The sequence below is a fragment of the Streptomyces sp. NPDC050548 genome, assembly GCF_044457385.1.
In the GTDB taxonomy this organism is placed as follows: domain Bacteria; phylum Actinomycetota; class Actinomycetes; order Streptomycetales; family Streptomycetaceae; genus Streptomyces.
In genome coordinates this window covers 58,920-76,465 of record NZ_JBITGV010000015.1, presented here as the reverse complement: position 1 = coordinate 76,465, position 17,546 = coordinate 58,920, and the positions used below count along the sequence as shown (strand labels likewise).

17 protein-coding genes are annotated in these 17,546 nt (G+C 69.8%); 8 read left to right on the top strand and 9 right to left on the bottom strand.

Going from position 1 to position 17,546, the window contains the following annotated elements; all coding sequences use genetic code 11:
- Positions 1–77 precede the first annotated feature (77 nt).
- Positions 78–2,591: a DUF3516 domain-containing protein gene (locus tag ACIBJH_RS34245; RefSeq protein WP_399120800.1), complete on the top strand. Its 2,514-nt coding sequence runs from the start codon at positions 78–80 to the stop codon at positions 2,589–2,591.
- Positions 2,592–2,610: 19 nt separating this feature from the next.
- Positions 2,611–3,474 carry an acyl-CoA thioesterase gene (locus ACIBJH_RS34240; protein ID WP_399120799.1) on the top strand — a complete coding sequence of 288 codons (864 nt, stop codon included), beginning with the start codon at positions 2,611–2,613 and terminating at the stop codon, positions 3,472–3,474.
- A 21-nt stretch (positions 3,475–3,495) separates the two neighbouring features.
- On the opposite strand, the gene ACIBJH_RS34235 is transcribed toward ACIBJH_RS34240, so the two are convergent.
- Both ACIBJH_RS34235 and ACIBJH_RS34230 read right to left on the bottom strand, forming a co-directional pair.
- The gene (locus ACIBJH_RS34235) at positions 3,496–4,401 is read right to left on the bottom strand and encodes a DUF6397 family protein (RefSeq protein WP_399120798.1); all 906 of its coding nucleotides are present in this window, start codon (positions 4,399–4,401) and stop codon (positions 3,496–3,498) included.
- A 125-nt stretch (positions 4,402–4,526) separates the two neighbouring features.
- The gene (locus tag ACIBJH_RS34230; RefSeq protein WP_318014814.1) at positions 4,527–4,940 is read right to left on the bottom strand and encodes a roadblock/LC7 domain-containing protein; all 414 of its coding nucleotides are present in this window, start codon (positions 4,938–4,940) and stop codon (positions 4,527–4,529) included.
- 91 nt (positions 4,941–5,031) lie between these two features.
- On the opposite strand from ACIBJH_RS34230, the gene ACIBJH_RS34225 reads away from it, so the two are divergent.
- Positions 5,032–5,460: a PPOX class F420-dependent oxidoreductase gene (locus ACIBJH_RS34225; RefSeq protein ID WP_200708986.1), complete on the top strand. Its 429-nt coding sequence runs from the start codon at positions 5,032–5,034 to the stop codon at positions 5,458–5,460.
- A gap of 9 nt (positions 5,461–5,469) precedes the next feature.
- Here the strand turns inward: ACIBJH_RS34225 and ACIBJH_RS34220 are convergent, their stop codons facing one another.
- The 5 genes from ACIBJH_RS34220 to ACIBJH_RS34200 all read right to left on the bottom strand — a co-directional run bounded on the left by ACIBJH_RS34220 (position 5,470) and on the right by ACIBJH_RS34200 (position 10,490).
- The gene (locus ACIBJH_RS34220; protein WP_399120797.1) at positions 5,470–6,075 is read right to left on the bottom strand and encodes a GTP-binding protein; all 606 of its coding nucleotides are present in this window, start codon (positions 6,073–6,075) and stop codon (positions 5,470–5,472) included.
- A 182-nt stretch (positions 6,076–6,257) separates the two neighbouring features.
- The gene (locus ACIBJH_RS34215) at positions 6,258–6,671 is read right to left on the bottom strand and encodes a DUF742 domain-containing protein (protein ID WP_200708985.1); all 414 of its coding nucleotides are present in this window, start codon (positions 6,669–6,671) and stop codon (positions 6,258–6,260) included.
- Between the two features lie 22 nt (positions 6,672–6,693).
- Positions 6,694–7,131, bottom strand: coding sequence for a roadblock/LC7 domain-containing protein (locus tag ACIBJH_RS34210; RefSeq protein WP_262057243.1), 438 nt, complete (start codon positions 7,129–7,131; stop codon positions 6,694–6,696).
- Positions 7,128–9,653: a nitrate- and nitrite sensing domain-containing protein gene (locus ACIBJH_RS34205; RefSeq protein ID WP_399120796.1), complete on the bottom strand. Its 2,526-nt coding sequence runs from the start codon at positions 9,651–9,653 to the stop codon at positions 7,128–7,130. The genes ACIBJH_RS34210 and ACIBJH_RS34205 overlap by 4 nt, the downstream gene beginning before the upstream one ends.
- A 63-nt stretch (positions 9,654–9,716) precedes the next feature.
- Positions 9,717–10,490, bottom strand: coding sequence for an MHYT domain-containing protein (locus tag ACIBJH_RS34200; RefSeq protein ID WP_399120795.1), 774 nt, complete (start codon positions 10,488–10,490; stop codon positions 9,717–9,719).
- Positions 10,491–10,642: 152 nt separating this feature from the next.
- On the opposite strand from ACIBJH_RS34200, the gene ACIBJH_RS34195 reads away from it, so the two are divergent.
- The 3 genes from ACIBJH_RS34195 to ACIBJH_RS34185 all read left to right on the top strand — a co-directional run bounded on the left by ACIBJH_RS34195 (position 10,643) and on the right by ACIBJH_RS34185 (position 12,699).
- Positions 10,643–11,242 (top strand): class I SAM-dependent methyltransferase, encoded by a 600-nt coding sequence (locus ACIBJH_RS34195; RefSeq protein ID WP_399120793.1) that lies wholly within the window; start codon positions 10,643–10,645, stop codon positions 11,240–11,242.
- 134 nt (positions 11,243–11,376) lie between these two features.
- Positions 11,377–11,673, top strand: a complete 297-nt coding sequence (locus ACIBJH_RS34190) for a hypothetical protein (RefSeq protein ID WP_399120792.1) — start codon at positions 11,377–11,379, stop codon at positions 11,671–11,673.
- A gap of 135 nt (positions 11,674–11,808) precedes the next feature.
- Positions 11,809–12,699 carry a hypothetical protein gene (locus ACIBJH_RS34185; protein ID WP_399120791.1) on the top strand — a complete coding sequence of 297 codons (891 nt, stop codon included), beginning with the start codon at positions 11,809–11,811 and terminating at the stop codon, positions 12,697–12,699.
- 133 nt (positions 12,700–12,832) lie between these two features.
- Here the strand turns inward: ACIBJH_RS34185 and ACIBJH_RS34180 are convergent, their stop codons facing one another.
- Both ACIBJH_RS34180 and ACIBJH_RS34175 read right to left on the bottom strand, forming a co-directional pair.
- On the bottom strand, positions 12,833–13,015 hold the full coding sequence (locus tag ACIBJH_RS34180; protein WP_200708978.1) for a hypothetical protein: 183 nt from the start codon (positions 13,013–13,015) through the stop codon (positions 12,833–12,835).
- Positions 13,016–13,167: 152 nt separating this feature from the next.
- Positions 13,168–14,232 (bottom strand): fatty acid desaturase family protein, encoded by a 1,065-nt coding sequence (locus tag ACIBJH_RS34175; protein ID WP_399120790.1) that lies wholly within the window; start codon positions 14,230–14,232, stop codon positions 13,168–13,170.
- A gap of 387 nt (positions 14,233–14,619) precedes the next feature.
- On the opposite strand from ACIBJH_RS34175, the gene rox reads away from it, so the two are divergent.
- Both rox and ACIBJH_RS34165 read left to right on the top strand, forming a co-directional pair.
- Positions 14,620–16,050 (top strand): rifampin monooxygenase, encoded by a 1,431-nt coding sequence (gene rox, locus ACIBJH_RS34170; protein WP_399120992.1) that lies wholly within the window; start codon positions 14,620–14,622, stop codon positions 16,048–16,050.
- 127 nt (positions 16,051–16,177) lie between these two features.
- Complete coding sequence (locus tag ACIBJH_RS34165) at positions 16,178–17,524, top strand: esterase-like activity of phytase family protein (protein WP_399120788.1); 1,347 nt, start codon at positions 16,178–16,180, stop codon at positions 17,522–17,524.
- The last annotated feature ends 22 nt before the right edge of the window (positions 17,525–17,546 follow it).

Genomic DNA, 17,546 nt, shown 5'->3' with positions numbered 1-17,546 from the left:
GACACAGCGTAGCGGTAGCGATCTTCATCTCCGCAGCCGATTCCCCCATCGACCGGGACGCCAGGCAAGATGGGGTCGTGACCCTCATCGACCAGTTGCCGCCGACCGCAGATCCCGACGCCCTCTACGAAGCCTTCGAGTCGTGGGCCCAGGAGCGCGGTCTCACGCTCTACCCCCATCAGGAGGAGGCGCTGATCGAGGTGGTCTCCGGTGCGAACGTGATCGTGTCGACGCCCACCGGCTCCGGCAAGAGCATGATCGCCGCCGGTGCGCACTTCGCCGCGCTGGCCCGTGACGAGGTCACCTTCTACACCGCCCCGATCAAGGCGCTGGTCTCGGAGAAGTTCTTCGAACTGTGCAAGATGTTCGGCACCGAGAACGTCGGCATGCTGACCGGCGACGCGTCTGTGAACTCGGACGCGCCCATCATCTGCTGCACCGCGGAGGTCCTCGCGTCGATCGCGCTGCGCGACGGCAAGCACGCCGACGTCGGCCAGGTCGTCATGGACGAGTTCCACTTCTACGCGGAGGCGGACCGCGGCTGGGCCTGGCAGATCCCGATCCTGGAGCTGCCGCAGGCGCAGTTCATCCTGATGTCGGCCACGCTCGGCGACGTCGCGATGTTCGAGAAGGACCTCACCCGGCGCACCGGGCGCCCCACTTCGGTGGTCCGCTCGGCGGTCCGGCCGGTGCCCCTGTCCTACGAGTACAAGCTGACTCCGCTCACCGAGACGCTGACCGAACTGCTGGAGACCCGGCAGGCGCCGGTCTACATCGTGCACTTCACGCAGGCGCAGGCCGTGGAGCGGGCGCAGGCGCTGATGAGCATCAACATGTCCTCGCGTGAGGAGAAGGACCAGATCGCCGAGCTGATCGGCAACTTCCGCTTCACCACCAAGTTCGGCCGCAATCTCTCCCGTTACGTGCGGCACGGCATCGGTGTGCACCACGCCGGCATGCTGCCCAAGTACCGGCGCCTGGTGGAAAAGCTCGCGCAGGCGGGCCTGTTGAAGGTCATCTGTGGTACGGACACGCTCGGGGTGGGCGTCAACGTGCCCATCCGCACGGTGCTGTTCACGGCGCTGGCCAAGTACGACGGCGTCCGGGTGCGCACGCTGCGCGCCCGTGAGTTCCACCAGATCGCGGGCCGCGCGGGCCGTGCCGGTTTCGACACGGCGGGGCTCGTGGTCGCCCAGGCTCCGGAGCATGTCGTCGAGAACGAGAAGGCGCTCGCCAAGGCGGGCGACGACCCGAAGAAGCGCCGGAAGGTCGTCCGCAAGAAGGCGCCCGAGGGTTTCGTCGGGTGGACGGAAGGCACCTTCGAGAAGCTCATCACCTCCGAGCCGGAACCGCTGACGTCCCGGTTCCGGGTCACGCACACGATGCTGCTGTCCGTCATCGCACGACCGGGCAACGCCTTCGAGGCGATGCGGCATCTCCTGGAGGACAACCACGAGCCGCGCAAGCAGCAGTTGCGGCACATCCGGCGGGCGATCGCGATCTACCGCTCGCTCCTGGACGGCGGCATCGTCGAGAAACTCGACACCCCGGACGCCGAGGGCCGCATCGTGCGCCTCACGGTCGACCTGCAGCAGGACTTCGCGCTCAACCAGCCGCTGTCGACCTTCGCGCTCGCCGCGTTCGAACTGCTTGACCCCGAGTCGCCGTCGTACGCGCTGGACATGGTGTCCGTCGTCGAGTCCACTCTGGACGACCCCCGGCAGATCCTGGCCGCCCAACAGAACAAGGCGCGCGGCGAGGCAGTGGCCGCGATGAAGGCGGACGGCGTCGAGTACGAGGACCGCATGGAGCGCCTCCAGGACGTCAGTTACCCCAAGCCGCTGGAGGAGTTGCTCTTCCACGCGTACAACACGTACCGCAAGAGCCACCCTTGGGTCGGTGACCACCCGCTGTCGCCGAAGTCCGTGATCCGGGACATGTATGAACGGGCCATGTCCTTCACGGAGTTGACCTCGTACTACGAGCTGGCCCGCACCGAGGGCATCGTGCTGCGCTACCTCGCCGGTGCCTTCAAGGCCCTCGATCACACCGTCCCGGACGACCTCAAGTCCGAGGACCTGGAGGATCTGATCGCCTGGCTCGGCGAGATGGTGCGCCAGGTCGACTCCAGCCTGCTGGACGAGTGGGAGCAGTTGGCCAACCCGGAGGAGATGACCGCCGAGGAGGCCCAGGAGAAGGCCGACCAGGTCAAACCGGTCACCGCGAACTCGCGTGCCTTCCGGGTCCTCGTCCGCAACGCGATGTTCCGCCGTGTCGAGCTGGCCGCCCTCGACCATGTCGCGGAACTGGGCGAGATGGACGCCGAGTCCGGCTGGGACGAGGACGCGTGGGGCGAGGCGATGGACAAGTACTGGGACGAGTACGAGGACCTCGGCACCGGCCCCGACGCCCGCGGGCCCAAGCTGCTGCTCATCGAGGAGGAGCCGCAGCACAACCTGTGGCGCGTTCGGCAGATTTTCGCCGACCCGAACGGCGATCATGACTGGGGCATCAGCGCGGAGATCGATCTCGCGGCCTCCGACGCGGAGGGCCGTGCGGTCGTCCGTGTCACCGACGTCGGCCAGCTGTGAACACAGGAGAATCGCACCCATGACGAACCCGGCAGAGCGGCTCGTCGACCTGCTCGACCTGGAGCAGATCGAGGTCAACATCTTCCGTGGCCGCAGCCCGCACGAGTCCCTCCAGCGGGTCTTCGGCGGCCAGGTGGCCGGCCAGGCGTTGGTCGCCGCCGGGCGCACCACGGAGGGCGACCGCCCCGTGCACTCGCTGCACGCGTACTTCCTGCGCCCGGGTCGGCCGGGCGTGCCGATCGTGTACCAGGTCGAGCGGGTGCGGGACGGGCGGTCGTTCACCACCCGTCGGGTCACCGCCGTGCAGCAGGGCCGCACGATCTTCAATCTCACCGCCTCCTTCCACAAACCTGAGCAAGGTCCTTTCGAGCACCAGCTGCCGGCCCGCGAGGTCCCGGACCCGGAGTCCCTGCCGACGGTGTCTGAGGAGGTCCGGGCCCATCTGGGCGTACTGCCCGAACAGTTGGAGCGGATGGCACGCCGTCAGCCCTTCGACATCCGGTACGCGGACGGGCTGCGCTGGAGCGCCGAGGAGATCAAGGACGCCGAGCCGCGCAGCGCCGTGTGGATGCGCGCGGTGGGGCCGCTCGGCGACGATCCGCTGGTGCACACCTGCGCGTTGACGTACGCCAGCGACATGACGCTCCTGGACGCCGTCCGGATCCCCGTCGAACCCCTGTGGGGACCGCGGAACTTCGACATGGCGTCGCTGGACCACGCCATGTGGTTCCACCGGCCGTTCCGCGCGGACGAGTGGTTCCTGTACGACCAGGAGTCCCCGATCGCGACGGGCGGCCGCGGTCTGGCCCGCGGGCGCATCTACGACCTGGAGGGACGCCTGCTCGTCTCGGTCGTCCAGGAAGGGCTGTTCAGAGCACTGTAATCGGTGGGTTCACGCCGCGGCTCACGCGCTTCTGCGGCGCAGCCAGCTCAACATGCCGCGTGATCGCTCGGGTTCCGCAGCCGACTCGGGCGAGTGCTCGGACGAGTGCTCGCTCGCGGGCAGCAGCGGTGCGGCCGGTTGGGCAGCGGGTCGCGGTGCGGGGCGATGGAGTCGCGCCTCGTCCAGTACCTGAGCCAGGTCCGCCCGCAGCCAGCTGATCTCGTCCGGGTCGGCCGCCGTCATGATCCGCTCGGCGAGGTGAGCGGAGGGCGAGCCCGGAGCGCCGTGGGCGGGCGGGTCGGGCCGGAACCGGTTCACGTGGGCACGCTCGTAGGGATCCTTGACGATCTCGGCCACCTGGACGGGGTCGAGCAAGGCGGACAGGGCGCCCGCGCGTTCCCACGGGCCGTCCGCCTCGCGCAGCAGGAACCCCAGATGGCGTCCGCGCCAGTTGCGGGACCGTAGGTCCAGACCCTCTCGGAGTTGGTCGCGCAGTCCTTCGGGCGTACGGCCGTTCAGTAGTGAGGTGTGATTCTTGTCGGTGGCGAACTGCCGTAGTTCTTCGGCGAGATAGAGCCAGACCACGGCTCGGTAGCGGTTCAGATAGAACCTCACCGGCACCACCAGTCCCAGCCGCGCGAGGCGGGTGAACCTGGCGGAGGTGACTTCCATGAGGGCCGCGCCGTCCGTGGTGCCCACGGTCCTGACGCTCTCCGCGAGCGATTCCGGGAACCCTTCCGCCGAGCGCAGTCGGTCGATCTCGGTGCGGGCGACGCGTCGGCCGCCGCCCCCTTCGTCGGGCACGGTGCGGATGCGGCCGAGATGGACGGCGAGGTCGAACTCGCCTCGTTTGAGACCCAGTTCCCGTGCCGCACGACTCGGCGTGCACGAGAGTTCCGGCGGTGTGGTGATGGTGTTGCCTGCCATGGTCGATCTCCCCCGCGGAGTCCGTTGCTCACGCTGTGTGCGTTCGCGATGGACAAACCGTAGCCGGTTCGAAGAATCTCGTGGCGAGCCTGTGGATAACTCCACGGAAGGGGAGAACTCGCAGGTCAGAGTTCTGTGACGGGAGTTCGCTCGGGCTGTCGGGCATCCACGCCAAGGTGTTCGCCGACGCGGTTGACGAGCAGTGTCATCTCATAGGCGATCTGGCCGATGTCCGCGTCCGCGCCGCTGAGAACGCACAGACAGCTGCCGCTGCCCGCGGCGGTGACGAACAGGACGGCATCGTCGAACTCGATCATCGTCTGCCGCACCCCGCCGGCGCCGAAGTGGCGTCCCGAGCCCTTGGCCAGGCTGTGCAGTCCGGACGAGACGGCGGCGAGGTGTTCGGCGTCCTCGCGGCGAAGTCCCGTGCTGGCGCCGGTCACCAGTCCGTCGTTGGAGAGGACCAGAGCGTGGCGCACATGCTCGACGCGCTCGGTCAGATCGTCCAGCAGCCAGCTCAGTCCCTGGTTCTGCGCCATGTTCCGCCTCCCCGTGTCGCGTCTCCCCCTGGCCGGAGGAACTCCCGCCAGCCTTCACCACGCCCGTCGCCCGGGCAAGGAGGATAGGGGTATGGCACAGAACATGACCGACGAGGAGTGGCGGGCGTTCGTCTCGCACGGCACGCGCACGGGCAAGCTGTCGACCGTTCGCGCCGATGGGAGCCCACATGTCGCGCCGATCTGGTTCCTGCTCGACGGGGACGACGTGGTGTTCAACACCGCGAAAGGAACGGTAAAAGGGCGCAATCTGGCCCGTGATGGGCGAGTCGCCCTCTGCGTGGACGACGATCGGCCGCCGTTCGACTTCGTGGTGCTGCAAGGGCGCGCCGCATTGTCGGAGGAACCGGGCGAACTCCGGTACTGGGCCGCCCGGATCGGGGCCCGGTACATGGGCGAGGAGCGCGCCGAGGAGTTCGGCGCCCGCAACGGGGTGCCGGGCGAACTCCTCGTCCGCGTCACGGTCGAGAAGGTGGTGGCCCTGAAGGGGATCTCGGAGTGAGAGCTCCGGTCAGCTCACCGAGTCGAGCATCCGGGCGGTGTGCATCCGCCCGGCGTACTCGACCAGCCGGATCAGCACCTCCTTCCCCGAGTCGCGGTCCCGGGCGTCGCACAGGACCACCGGTGTTCCCCGGTCGAGATCGAGGGCGCGGGAGACGTCGTGGGCGCCGTAACTGCGCGCGCCCGTGAAGCAGTTGACGGCCACCACGAACGGGATGTGCCGGTGCTCGAAGTAGTCGACCGCCGGGAAACAGTCCTCAAGGCGCCGGGTGTCCGCGAGGACCACTGCTCCCAGGGCGCCCTGCGACAGTTCGTCCCACAGGAACCAGAAGCGGTCCTGGCCCGGTGTGCCGAACAGGTAGAGGGAGAGGCCGGACCTGATGGTGATGCGGCCGAAGTCCATGGCGACGGTCGTCGTGACCTTCTGGTCCACGCCGTCGGTGTCGTCCACCAACTGGCCGGCCTCGCTGAGCAGTTCCTCCGTGCGCAGCGGCCTGATCTCGCTGACCGCGCCCACCATGGTGGTCTTGCCCACGCCGAATCCGCCGGCGACCAGGATCTTCAACGCCAGGGCGGTCGTCTCGCCGCCTTCGGCATCGGAGTGCTCGGAGACCATCGATCACTTCTCTCGGGAGTACCGGCAACGGTCGACGTCCGTAGGTGTGCATCCTGACAAGTACGGCCTCGCACTGGGCGGTTGGACCGCTATTTGCCCGATGTGACCGTCTCGCACCTGTTCGGTGTCCGGATGGCTGCACAAGTCGTCGTCGTACGCGTTCGAGTGGTGCTGAAGTTTCATCACAGTGCCCGAAGTCCTTCGATCACCTCGCGCAGAATCCGTTCGTCAGGAAGCTGCGCGGGCGGCACCGGACGGCTGACGGTGACACAGCCGAGCTCCAGCAGGTCGCCCAGGAGCACCCTGACCACCCCCAGGGGAAGGTCGGCTCCGGCGGCCAGTTCGGCGACGGACTGTGTTTCCGCGCGGCACAGGTCGATGAGGGCCCGGTGTTCCGGTCCGAGCCCGGTGTCGTCGTCGAAACCGGGCGCGCCCGCGTCCAGCGTGACCAGGGCGATCAGGTCGAACTTCACTCCTGTAGGGCCTGGTTTGGTACGTCCGCCCGTCATGGCGTAGGGGCGGACGAGAGGCCCGGCCTCCTGGTCGTACCACTGGCTGCCCGGCTCGTGCGGGACACCGGTCATGTCTTCGGTCATCGGAACGGACCGCCTTCTCGCCTCATCCGGCGGCGGGTGGCCGCGCACCGACGCGCGGCGGCGTGTACAGGTGCTCGCCGACGCGCTTGACCAGCCGTGCCATCTCGTACGCCACCAGGCCTATGTCGGCGGTCACAGAGGTGAGGACGGCGAGGCAGGAGCCGTCTCCGGCCGCTGCCACGAACAGGAAGCCGTCGTCCATCTCCACCATGGTCTGCCGCACTCCGCCGGCGCCGAAGTGCCTCCCGGCGCCCTTGGCGAGGCTGTTGAATCCGGAGGCCACCGCGGCGAGGTGTTCCGCGTCCTCGCGGTCGAGGTCGGTGGAGGCGCCGATGGCGAGGCCGTCGTTGGACAGCACGACCGCGTGCCGTACTTCGCCGACGCGCAGCACCAAGTCGTCCAGCAGCCAGTCGAGTTCACCGGACCGCTGGGCGGCCCTCATGCTCGGGTCCTGGATCATGCGGGGTCTCCTTCGCTGCTGTCGCTGCCCGTCGCGGGGCCTGGGGTGACGCCACGGCCCGGTTTCCTGCCGCCGCCGCGCGTCCAGCCTTCGCGGTAGGCCGCCATCCGGTCCCGTACGACCTCCGGACTGCGGTGTTCGTCGTGTGGCGCGGCGGGCGTCCGTTCCCGGTCCGCGGTGGGCTGTTCGCGGAGCTGGGGTGCGAGGCTCGCCTGCCGTACCCGGCGGGGGAGGTCGTCGCCGTCCTCGGGGCCTTCGGTGTCCTCGGGAGGACGGTGCAGTCGCAAGGTGGTGACTCCAGGGGGCGGGGTGCCGTTCGCCGGCTCCGCCGAGGCCCGGGGCGGGGACGCCAGGGCGGGGCGGTCGGCCTGCGCCGGGACGGACTCCTGGTGCTGGGGCGGGGACGGCACGCGCGCGTACTCGCGTACCACTGCCCGCTGTCCGTCGTCCACCGCCGCGCGGGGGGAGCGTTCGGCCGCGCCGCCGTGCAGCAGGGCCGTCGGCAGCAGTACGACAGCTGTCGTTCCGCCGTAGGGCGAGGTCCGCAGGTGCACCTTGATGCCGTGGCGGGCGGCGAGCCTGCTGACCACGAACAGGCCGAGCCGGTCGCTGTCGAAGAGGTCGAGGGCCTCGGACTGCTCGATGCGGCGGTTGGCCTCGGCCAGCGTCTCCGGGCCCATGCCCAGGCCTCGGTCCTCGACCTCTACGGCGTACCCGTTGCCGACGGGTTCACCGGTGACCCGCACGCGCGTGTGCGGCGGCGAGAACTGGGCGGCGTTCTCCACGATCTCGGCGAGCAGGTGCGTGAGGTCGGCGACGGCGGTTCCGAGGACGGAGGCTTCGGGGAGTTGGCGTACCTCCACGCGCGCGTAGTCCTCGACTTCGGACACTGCGGCGCGGACGACGTTGGTGAGGGAGACCGGCATGCGCCAGGCCCGGCCGGGTGCCGCGCCGGAGAGGATGATCAGGCTCTCGGCGTGCCGTCGCATACGGGTGGTGAGGTGGTCGAGGCGGAACAGGTCGCTCAGTTCGTTCGGGTCCTCGGAGCGGCGCTCCATGCTGTCCAGAAGGCTGAGTTGACGGTGCACCAGGACCTGGCTGCGGCGGGCGAGGTTGACGAAGACCCCGGAGATGCCGCTCGCGAGTTCGGCGCGTTCGACGGCGGCCCGCAGGGCGGCGCGGTGCACGGTGCCCAGGGCCTCGGCGACCTGTCCGGTCTCGTCCTCCGCGGCCGGTCCGGGCGGAGCCTCCGCGCGGACGTCGATCTCCTCCCCCGCGCGCAGTCTCCGCATGGCCTCGGGGAGTTTGTGGCGGGCGATCGCCAGGGCGTCGTTGCGCAGACTCACCAGCTCGACGACGAGACCGCGTCCGATGCGCACCGAGATGACGAGCGACGCGATGACGGCGGCGAGTCCGAGCAGGACGGCGGCGCCGGCCGGGGTGAGCAGTCCTCGTGCGAACGGATCGGCGCGGTCCGCGACTCCGCTGCCCGCGTCCGCTTCAATTGCGCGCATCCCGTCCTGCACGCGTGCGTGCGCGTTGTTCCAGGTGGTTTCCGGGGCCGAACCGATCGCGCGGGTGGCCGAGTTGGCGGCGAGGACCTTGTCCTCGACCGCGCCGATGACGGTGTAGGCGCCGGAGTCGGCGAGGTTCCGCCAGGCGGTGCGTTCGGAACCGCGCAGATCAGCGGTGGCGGAGTCGGTGAGGGTACGGCGCGTGTCGACCGCGCCGGTGAACAGCCGCAGCCGCTCCCTGTCGAGGCGGCCGTCGAGCCGGGCGCCGGCGAGCACCACGTCCTCCTGGGACAGCGATTCCGCGGCCCGGGAGAACTCCAGCAGCACGCGCGCGTCGGAGCCGAAGGCGGCGTCCTGGATTCCGGTGAGGGCTCCGCCCACGGCGAAGGCCGACGAGATGGTTCTCGTGTACTGCCCGTACGTCTCGTCCCATCCCGCGCGGTGGGCGAGTACGTCGGCCCGCAGCGAGCGCAGTCGCTCGGCTCCGGTGACGAAGGTCTCCAGGCGCTGGGCGACTCCGGCCGGCAGTTCCTCGCCGTCGGCGACGGTGCTGGTGTCGCCGAGCCGCAGCCGGGCGACGGCCCGGTCCGTGTTCGCGGCCAGCTTCCTCAGGTCACCGCTCGGCTCGGCGCCGGGGTCGGTGGCGTAGCGCACCGCGGCCGACCGCTCGGCCTGCAGCGCGGCGACGGCGACCGCGACGGGGCTGCGTACGGTCGAGTCCACGCGCTGCAACTGCCGTAGCCGGGCGACGTCCTGGGCCGTGCTGACGGTCGCGTACGCCCACAGGGCGAGCAGCGAGACGACCGGCACCATCAGCAGGCAGACAATCTTGGCCCGTACGGTGCGGGGACGCATCCGCCAGCGTCCCGCGCGCGGGGGCATCTCGTCCTGCGGTGCGTCGAGCTCGTCGAAGAGTTCTTCTGCGGGTGGTCCGGCGTGTGCGCGGCGACCGCGCACGGGCGGCGGCGCCTCGACGCCGGTTCTCGGGGTCCTACGGGGGTTACGCATGGCCTCCTCGCTCGGGAGTGGTTCGGGCGTGCCGTGGCGGGCCCTGGTCGGTCGGGCCGCTTGTCAGTGGGCGACGCTTTCGACCGGCCGCTCGGCCGAGGCGGTCGCCTCGCGTTCTCCCGTCGTCGGCGACAGTGCGACGAACGCCGAGGTCAGGAACAGGTAGGACCCGAGGCCGACGGCGAGGGGGAAGATGAACTGCATCGCCGTGGCCCCGGGCAGGACCGCGCCGGACGGGGTGACGTGCACGCGCACCGCGAACATCCCGGTGTAGTGCATGCTGGCGACGGCCGCCCCCATGACGAGTGAGGCGACGGTGACCGCGATGGGCGACTTGATGTTGAGGGCCGCCCACAGGGCCGCGGTCGCCGCGACGACGGCGATGACGACGGAGAGCCCGACGAGCATCGGGTCGTAGGTCACATCGCCGTGCAGTCGCACGGCAGCCATTCCCAGGTAGTGCATGCTCGCGACGCCCAGTCCGGTGGCCAGGCCGCCGAGGACGAGCGCGCGGCCACGGTCGCGGCCGTAGCCGACCACGAAGACGCCCGCGCAGACGACGACGATGGCGACGACGAGGCTGAGCACGGTCAGTGGCACGTCGTAGCGGATGTCGGTGCCACTGACTCCGAAGCCGAGCATGGCCACGAAGTGCATGGTCCAGATGCCGGTACCGAGCGCGGAGGCGGCGGTGATGAGCCAGTTGCGGCGCGACCGGCCGGTGGCGCCGAGCGCGCGGACGGTGCACCGCAGTCCGAGTGCGGAGCCCATGCAGGCCATCACGTATGACAGCACGGGGGTCAGCCAACCGAAGGTCGCGTGGTCCAGGTGTCCCATGACCAGGGGACGCTAGTAGGGGCATGGGCGCACAAAGGGGGCGCATTTCGAAAGGTGTTGCAATATGACGCAGAGAGGTGCCTGAACGACCGCGTCACGTTCGAACGTGTGCACCGAAGCGTCATCCATGTCGGTGAGGGATCATGCGGAACATGAACGACGACCACACGCATGTCCGGGAGTTCTTCGGTGCGCGCGCCGCGGACTGGGACAGCCGCTTCCCGGACGACGGCCCCGCCTACGCGGCTGCTGTCGACGAACTGGCGCTGCGCGCGGGGGACCGTGTGCTCGACGCGGGCTGCGGGACGGGACGCGCGCTGCCGCCGCTGCGTGCGGCCGTGGGGCCTTCGGGAGTGGTGGTGGGGGCCGATCTGACCCCGGCCATGCTGGAGGCCGCCGTACGGGCAGGACGCGGTCGTGAAGGGTGCCTGCTGCTCGCCGATGTCGCCGCGCTGCCGTTGCGCTCGGAATCGCTCGACGCCGTGTTCGCGGCGGGCCTGATCGCGCATCTGCCTCAACCGGAGTCGAATCTGCGGGAGTTGGCGCGTGTGGTGCGCCCCGGCGGAACGCTGGCCCTGTTCCATCCGATCGGCCGCGCGGCGCTCGCGGCGCGTCAGGGGCGGCAGATCACCCCGGACGACCTGCGGGCGGAGCCCAATCTCCGTCCGCTGCTCGCCTGTTCGGGGTGGCGCATGACCTCGTACACCGACGAGGACGTCCACTTCCTGGCGCTGGCCGTGCGCGAGGACTGAGTCGTGCGACTGCGGGAGGCCCGAAGCGCTTCACCGCAACGTCGCCCTGCTGTCGCCGCAACTCCAACTCTATGTTGGGTAGCAGTAAATGGACGGTCGACGACGGAACACCACGCAGGGGGAAGGTGGTCAGCATGTTCGACAGGCCCCGCAAGACTTTCGCCAGAATTCTCGCCTCCACGCGCACGGAGGCCGGCGACGGACCCGAACGGCGGGCGCACAACCTCTTCGAGGCCGCGGCCGTCTATGTGTCGGCACGCGCGGAGGACGACCAGGACCGGATCGACGAGGCCGCGGGCTGGGTGTCGCCGGAGGCGCTGTCCTTCGGGGTGAGTGAGCTGGCGTGCCGGGCCGTGGTCGCGCTCGCCAGGGAGCGTGACGAGTCGCCGCGGGCGGTGGCCCGGGCCCTTCTCGGGCTCCCCGCGGCCTGACACTTCGGGTTGCCGGTGGTTGTTTCGCCCCGTCCAGACGGAAAACTGCAGCTCCGGGTGTACTTGGGAGTCGTGACAAGCGGCTTCCGCGCACACTAGGGTGCGCGCCGTTGGACGAACGATGGGGAGGCTGGGATGGCCGACACGGATGAAGAGGCCGTCGCCGCCGAGGACGACGCGCTCTATGTGCTCACGGCGGTGCTGCTGACGCCGGCGAAGTTCCCGAGTGTGCTGGGTGACGACTATCCGGAGGCCTGCGCCGCGCTCGGTATGGCGCCGCTCGCCGACGGGTACGGCCTGGTGCTCGGCCAGGACGGCGAAGGTGCGCGGTGGACGGTCGTCATCGACGATGTGTCGCTGGTCGCGGTCGCCATCGCGTCCTGGGACTGCGGCATGGAGTACGACCTGTCGCCGAGCGAGCGCACGGTGGTCGCGGCGCTGCCGGGCTGGCCGCTCGCGGTCGCGGTGGCGGCTCCCAATGTGCCCGCGCCGCACGATCCGGATCCCGACCTCGTGGACCGGCCGCCGTTGGCCCCGCCGGACACCACCACATGGGGCCCGGCGCAGCGGCGGCTGGGTGCCGACGAGATCGCGCTGCAGTGGGCCCTGTGGCGGGAGCAGATCGACGACTCGACCTTCCCCGTCCAGGGCGAGGCGGGCGAGGCTGCGGAGCCGTCGTCCGACAACGTCACCTCCGAAGACGCGTCCGAGGCGGACGAGGTCGCTTCGGACGACACCGGGGAAGGCCCGCAGACGGGCCACAGCGGGGTCCGCAGGGTGCTGACGGAGGCCCGGGCGTATGTGGACGCCCCGCCGCCTCTCGGCCGCGTCAGATCGTCCTTCGCGCCGGGCGAGGCGCGCACGCTGCGTGCTGACGGCCCCGGCTGGTCGATGGTGGCCCGCACCGACGACATCGCGTTCGTCCTGCTCGACGAGGAGCCGGGCGAGGTGCTGCCGGTGGGTCGGGGCCCCGAGTTGCCGGGCCTCCTGGAGGCACTGGACAAGCTTGCCGTAAGGCCCAGTTGAGCCCTCGGGCACTTGCGTCAGATGGTGGGGCGCCGTCCGCGAAGCTGCTGTCCGCAGCCGCGCGGACGGCGTTGTGCTGTTCTCCGCTCCCGCGGGCCGGGCGGGAGCGCGGTGGGGCATCGGTGTGTCGGTGTCAGCGGCCGATCTCCTTGCCCGCGACGCGGCGCAGCCGACGCCGCTGCGCGGGATCCAGCGTGAGATACGCGGCCGTCGGCACTCCCACGACTATCAGGAATGAGACCCACCAGGGCAGCCAGATCAACAGGATCAGTCCGACCGCCACGCCTCCTACAACGACCTTCGTGTTTCTCGACATGTGTCGCCTCCTCCGCGGCCGCGGCCGCTCTCTGATCTGAAAACGGGTCCGCGCTTCCCACAGTTCCGGACCGCGACCCTGAGACATCCCTGAGACGCCTCCCCTACTGGTCCCCGAGGGCCACCTGTCCCCGAGCCGTCAACGCTCCGTCGTCACTCCGTCCACTCCGGCCTCAGCGGCTCCCCCACCTCGTGGAGGTGGCGCAGGGCCTGTCGGTAGGAGTCGACGAGCCCGGTCTCCACATAGGGGATACCCACATCCTCGCAGTGGGCGCGCACCAGCGGTTGGGCGAGCCGCAGACTGGGCCGCGGCATGCTCGGGAAGAGGTGGTGTTCGACCTGGTAGTTGAGCCCGCCGAGGAACCAGTCCGTCAGGGGGCCGCCCCGGATGTTCCGTGAGGTGAGCACCTGGCGACGGAGATGGCCCCAACGCTCGCCGTTCGGGTCCGGCATCTCCATGCCCTTGTGGTTGGGGGCGAAGGCAAGACCGAGGTGCAGTCCGAACAGGGCCTGGTGGAGTGCGGCGAACGCGAGCGCCTTCCCCGGGGACATCGAGGTCAGCAGCAGCGTGGCGTAGGCCGCGACATGGCTCACCAGGAGCACGCCTTCGACGGTCCGTTCGCGCCGGGGCTGTCGCCGCAGGTCCTGGAAACCGTGCACCTTGAGGGCGACGCCTTCGAGCAGGGTGAGCGGGAAGAACAGCCACGCCTGGTTGCGGGTGAGCCAACGCCGAAAGCCGGAACGGTCCTTGGCCTGTTCACCGGTGAACACGAGGATGTCGGCGACGACGTCCGGGTCCTTGTCGATGTGGTTGGGGTTGGCGTGGTGGCGGTTGTGCTTGTCGTTCCACCAGGAGTAGCTCATTCCCAGCAGCAGGTTGCCGTGGATCAGGCCGATGAGGCGGTTGGCGGCCTTGCCGCCGGCGATCTGGGAGTGGCCCGCGTCGTGGCCTATGAAGGCCGTCCGGGCGCCGAACACGGCGAGCAGCGGGGCCAGGAGGAGGGTCAGCCAGGAGTCGCCGGTCAGAACGATGCCGGTCACGATGCCGGCCAGCGCGAGGGCGTTGACGGAGACGCAGAACGCGTACCAGAGGCGCCGCCGCTCCAGTAGGCAGCGGCTCCTGACCGTGCGCAGGAGGGGCGCGAACTCGCTTCCTGGGGACGCCGTGACGGCATCCCCGGGATCATGCGCGCCGACGACTGCGGTGGTCTGGGACATGTCCGGTCTCCGGCTCTCTCAGGCAACGGGGTGACCTGAGCAAACGTACGAATCGGTGACCGGTCGCGACCATGGCGGCACCCCCCGTGTCCGTACGGGGGTCACCAGGGTCCTCCCAGGGGGGTTGACGACACCCCCGATGACCCGGTCCCAAGAAATCGGATGCCCGGAGAAGTCCGTCGGAAAGGCGTCGGAAAAAGGCAATGGCAAGGAGGTCGTCCACTCCTTGCCACACCCAACGTATAGCGCAGTACGGGGCTTGCGGCAAGGCCCCTGTAGTGCCGCAAAATGGCCGACCGAGGCCAGGACCTGCGGAAACGCAGGGTTCGCGGACCGGCTGCCCTCAGGGCGGCCGACCGGAACCAATCTCGTTAGATGGGTGTTTCGATGACGGACGTGATCGTGGTCGGCGGCGGACCGACCGGCTTGATGCTGGCCTGCGAATTGCGGCTGCACGGCGTGCGCGTGGTCGTTCTGGAGAAGTTGACCGAGCCGACCGGGGAGTCCCGCGGGCAGGGTCTGCACGCGCGCAGTGTCGAGATCATGGATCAGCGCGGTCTTCTCGACCGGTTTCTCGCCGTGAGTGAGAAGTTCGCTGTCGGTGGTCTCTTCGGTGGCATCGTCAAGCCCTGGCCGGACCGGTTGGACACGGGGCACCCCTATGGCGTCGCCACTCCGCAGCCGGTCACCGAGCGGCTGCTCGGCGAGCGTGCCGTCGAACTCGGTGCCGAGATCCGGCGCGGCTGCGAAGTCGTCGGGCTGAGTCAGGACGCGGCCGGGGTGACCGCCGAGTTGGCGGACGGTACGCGCCTGCGCTCGCGCTACCTCGTCGGGTGCGACGGTGGCCGCAGCGCGGTACGCAAGTCGCTCGGCGTCGGTTTCCCCGGGGAGCCCGCCACGGTCGAGACCCTCCTGGGCGAGATGGCGGTGGCCGAGGATCCGGCCACGATCGCCGCCGTCGTCGAGGAAGTCCGCAAGACCCAACTGCGGTTCGGCCTCAGCCCCGGCGAGAACGGCATGTACCGCGTCGTGGTGCCCGCGGACGGCGTGGCCGAGGACCGTGCGACACTGCCGACCCTGGAGGGCTTCAAGCGGCAGCTGCGGGCCGTCGCGGGCACCGACTTCGGCGTCCACTCGCCGCGCTGGCTGTCCCGGTTCGGCGACGCCACGCGGCAGGCCGAGCGCTACCGGGTCGACCGGGTACTGCTGGCCGGCGACGCGGCGCACATCCATCCGCCGACCGGCGGGCAGGGGCTCAACCTCGGCGTGCAGGACGCGTTCAACCTCGGCTGGAAACTGGCCGCCGCGGTCAACGGGTGGGCTCCGGAAGGGCTGTTGGACAGCTACCACGTCGAACGGCATCCGGTGGGCGCCCGCGTTCTCGACAACACGCGCGCGCAGATCACGCTCCTGGCGACCGATCCGGGTGCGACCGCACTACGGGAGTTGTTCTCCACGCTGATGGACTTCGAGGAGGTGAACCGGTACGTGACCGAGATGATCACCGCGGTCGGCATCCGTTACGACTTCGGCGACGACCATGAACTCGTCGGCCGACGGATGCGGGACGTGAAGTTGACGCAGAGGCACCTCTACGGGCTGATGCACGGCGGTCGGGGGCTGCTGCTCGACCAGACGGGCAAACTCTCGGTGGCCGGGTGGACGGATCGTGTCGACCACGTCGTCGATGTCGGCGTGGAAGCCCAACTGGACGTACCCGCCGTGCTCCTGCGGCCCGACGGTCATGTGGCCTGGGTCGGTGACGATCAGAAGGACCTGCTCGATCGGCTGCCCACGTGGTTCGGTCCCGCGCGCTGAGTGCGGCCCTCGAACCCGCGCCTGCCCGACGAGCGGCCGACACCCTGGATTCATCCGGCCGTCGACCGCGGTTCCTCCTGAGGACCAACTCTGGCCGCTGTCAACGAATTTGCCCTCAGGAGGCCAGATGTCCCCGCACGCCCCCGCCCGGCGCCGCGTCCGTCGTCCCGTCGTGGCGGGCGTTCCGCTCGCCGTGGCGGTCGCCCTCATGGCGGCCGGTACCGCCGCCGGAGCCCCTTCCGGGAGCGGGGCCGCCCATGTCACCCGCACGGCGACACTGGGCGACATTCCGCTCGGCGCGTTCAGCGACGCGCTGCTGCCCGGGTCGGTGGACAACGACCGGGGAGTGGACCTCGGCGGCATCGGCAGCGACCTCTACCCTGCCGGCCGCAAGGGCGAGTACTGGACGATCACCGACCGCGGGCCCAACGGCCAGATCAAGGCGAGCGGGACGAAGCGCCGCACGTTCCCGGTGCCCGGTTTCGACCCGGCGATCGTGAAGATCCGTGTCTCCGGGGACACGATCAAGGTCCTGGACGCCATCCCGATCACCACCTCCTCCGGGAAGGGCGTCACGGGGCTCTCGAACCAGCAGGGACGCGACGAGGCGCCGTACTCCTACGACGCGCAGACGCCACTGTCGTACAACCCGAACGGGCTGGACACGGAGGGCATCGTGCGGGCCGGGGACGGTTCGTTCTGGCTCGTCGACGAGTACGGCCCCTCCCTGGTGCATGTCTCCGCGCGCGGGAAGGTGCTCACGCGGTACGTGCCCAAGGGGCTGCATCTGACCGGGGCCGACTATCCGGTGGTGGAGGCGCTGCCGGCCGTACTGCTGCACCGGAAGATCAACCGCGGCTTCGAGGGACTCACCCAACTGCCCGGCGGTGACCTGGTGATGGCCCTGCAGAGCCCGCTGTCGCTGCCGGACGGGGACGCCGGGAACGCGTCGCTCAACACCCGTCTGCTGCGCTTCTCCACGAAGAAGAAGGCGGTCACGGCGGAGTACGCGTACCGCTTCGACCCGGTGAACGTGGTCGACCCCAGCGAGGACGACACCTCCGAACTGAAGATCTCATCGGTGGTCGCCGTGGGCGACGACCGGCTGCTGGTCGAGGAGCGCACCGACAAGGCCGCCCGGCTCCAACTCGTCGAGCTGGAGCGGAAGTCGAACATCCTGGGCGGGCGCTACGACGACGACACGACGTCCCCGTCGCTGGAGCAGCTCGACGACCCCGCCGCCGCGGGTGTCCCGGTGCTGGCCAAGAAGCTGGTCGTGGACCTGGGGACCGTCTCCGGGGTGCCGCAGAAGATCGAGGGCATCGCGCGCGTGGATCACGACACGCTCGCCCTGATCAATGACAACGACTTCGGGATGACGGACAGCGCGGGCGCGTTCGACGCACAGGGGCGACTGGTCGACAGCGGTATCGAGACGACCCTGGTGTACCTGAAGCTCCCCCACGGCGTCTAGGACGCGCCGGCTCCTGAGGGAA

What these genes read in the sequence shown, in the direction of transcription:
- ACIBJH_RS34240 (WP_399120799.1), top strand. Translation starts at nt 2,611, where the DNA reads ATGACGAACCCGGCAGAGCGGCTCGTCGACCTGCTCGACCTGGAGCAG.
- ACIBJH_RS34235 (WP_399120798.1), bottom strand. Translation starts at nt 4,401, where the DNA reads ATGGCAGGCAACACCATCACCACACCGCCGGAACTCTCGTGCACGCCG.
- ACIBJH_RS34230 (WP_318014814.1), bottom strand. Translation starts at nt 4,940, where the DNA reads ATGGCGCAGAACCAGGGACTGAGCTGGCTGCTGGACGATCTGACCGAG.
- ACIBJH_RS34225 (WP_200708986.1), top strand. Translation starts at nt 5,032, where the DNA reads ATGGCACAGAACATGACCGACGAGGAGTGGCGGGCGTTCGTCTCGCAC.
- ACIBJH_RS34220 (WP_399120797.1), bottom strand. Translation starts at nt 6,075, where the DNA reads ATGGTCTCCGAGCACTCCGATGCCGAAGGCGGCGAGACGACCGCCCTG.
- ACIBJH_RS34215 (WP_200708985.1), bottom strand. Translation starts at nt 6,671, where the DNA reads ATGACCGAAGACATGACCGGTGTCCCGCACGAGCCGGGCAGCCAGTGG.
- ACIBJH_RS34210 (WP_262057243.1), bottom strand. Translation starts at nt 7,131, where the DNA reads ATGATCCAGGACCCGAGCATGAGGGCCGCCCAGCGGTCCGGTGAACTC.
- ACIBJH_RS34205 (WP_399120796.1), bottom strand. Translation starts at nt 9,653, where the DNA reads ATGCGTAACCCCCGTAGGACCCCGAGAACCGGCGTCGAGGCGCCGCCG.
- ACIBJH_RS34200 (WP_399120795.1), bottom strand. Translation starts at nt 10,490, where the DNA reads ATGGGACACCTGGACCACGCGACCTTCGGTTGGCTGACCCCCGTGCTG.
- ACIBJH_RS34195 (WP_399120793.1), top strand. Translation starts at nt 10,643, where the DNA reads ATGAACGACGACCACACGCATGTCCGGGAGTTCTTCGGTGCGCGCGCC.
- ACIBJH_RS34190 (WP_399120792.1), top strand. Translation starts at nt 11,377, where the DNA reads ATGTTCGACAGGCCCCGCAAGACTTTCGCCAGAATTCTCGCCTCCACG.
- ACIBJH_RS34185 (WP_399120791.1), top strand. Translation starts at nt 11,809, where the DNA reads ATGGCCGACACGGATGAAGAGGCCGTCGCCGCCGAGGACGACGCGCTC.
- ACIBJH_RS34180 (WP_200708978.1), bottom strand. Translation starts at nt 13,015, where the DNA reads ATGTCGAGAAACACGAAGGTCGTTGTAGGAGGCGTGGCGGTCGGACTG.
- ACIBJH_RS34175 (WP_399120790.1), bottom strand. Translation starts at nt 14,232, where the DNA reads ATGTCCCAGACCACCGCAGTCGTCGGCGCGCATGATCCCGGGGATGCC.
- rox (WP_399120992.1), top strand. Translation starts at nt 14,620, where the DNA reads ATGACGGACGTGATCGTGGTCGGCGGCGGACCGACCGGCTTGATGCTG.
- ACIBJH_RS34165 (WP_399120788.1), top strand. Translation starts at nt 16,178, where the DNA reads ATGTCCCCGCACGCCCCCGCCCGGCGCCGCGTCCGTCGTCCCGTCGTG.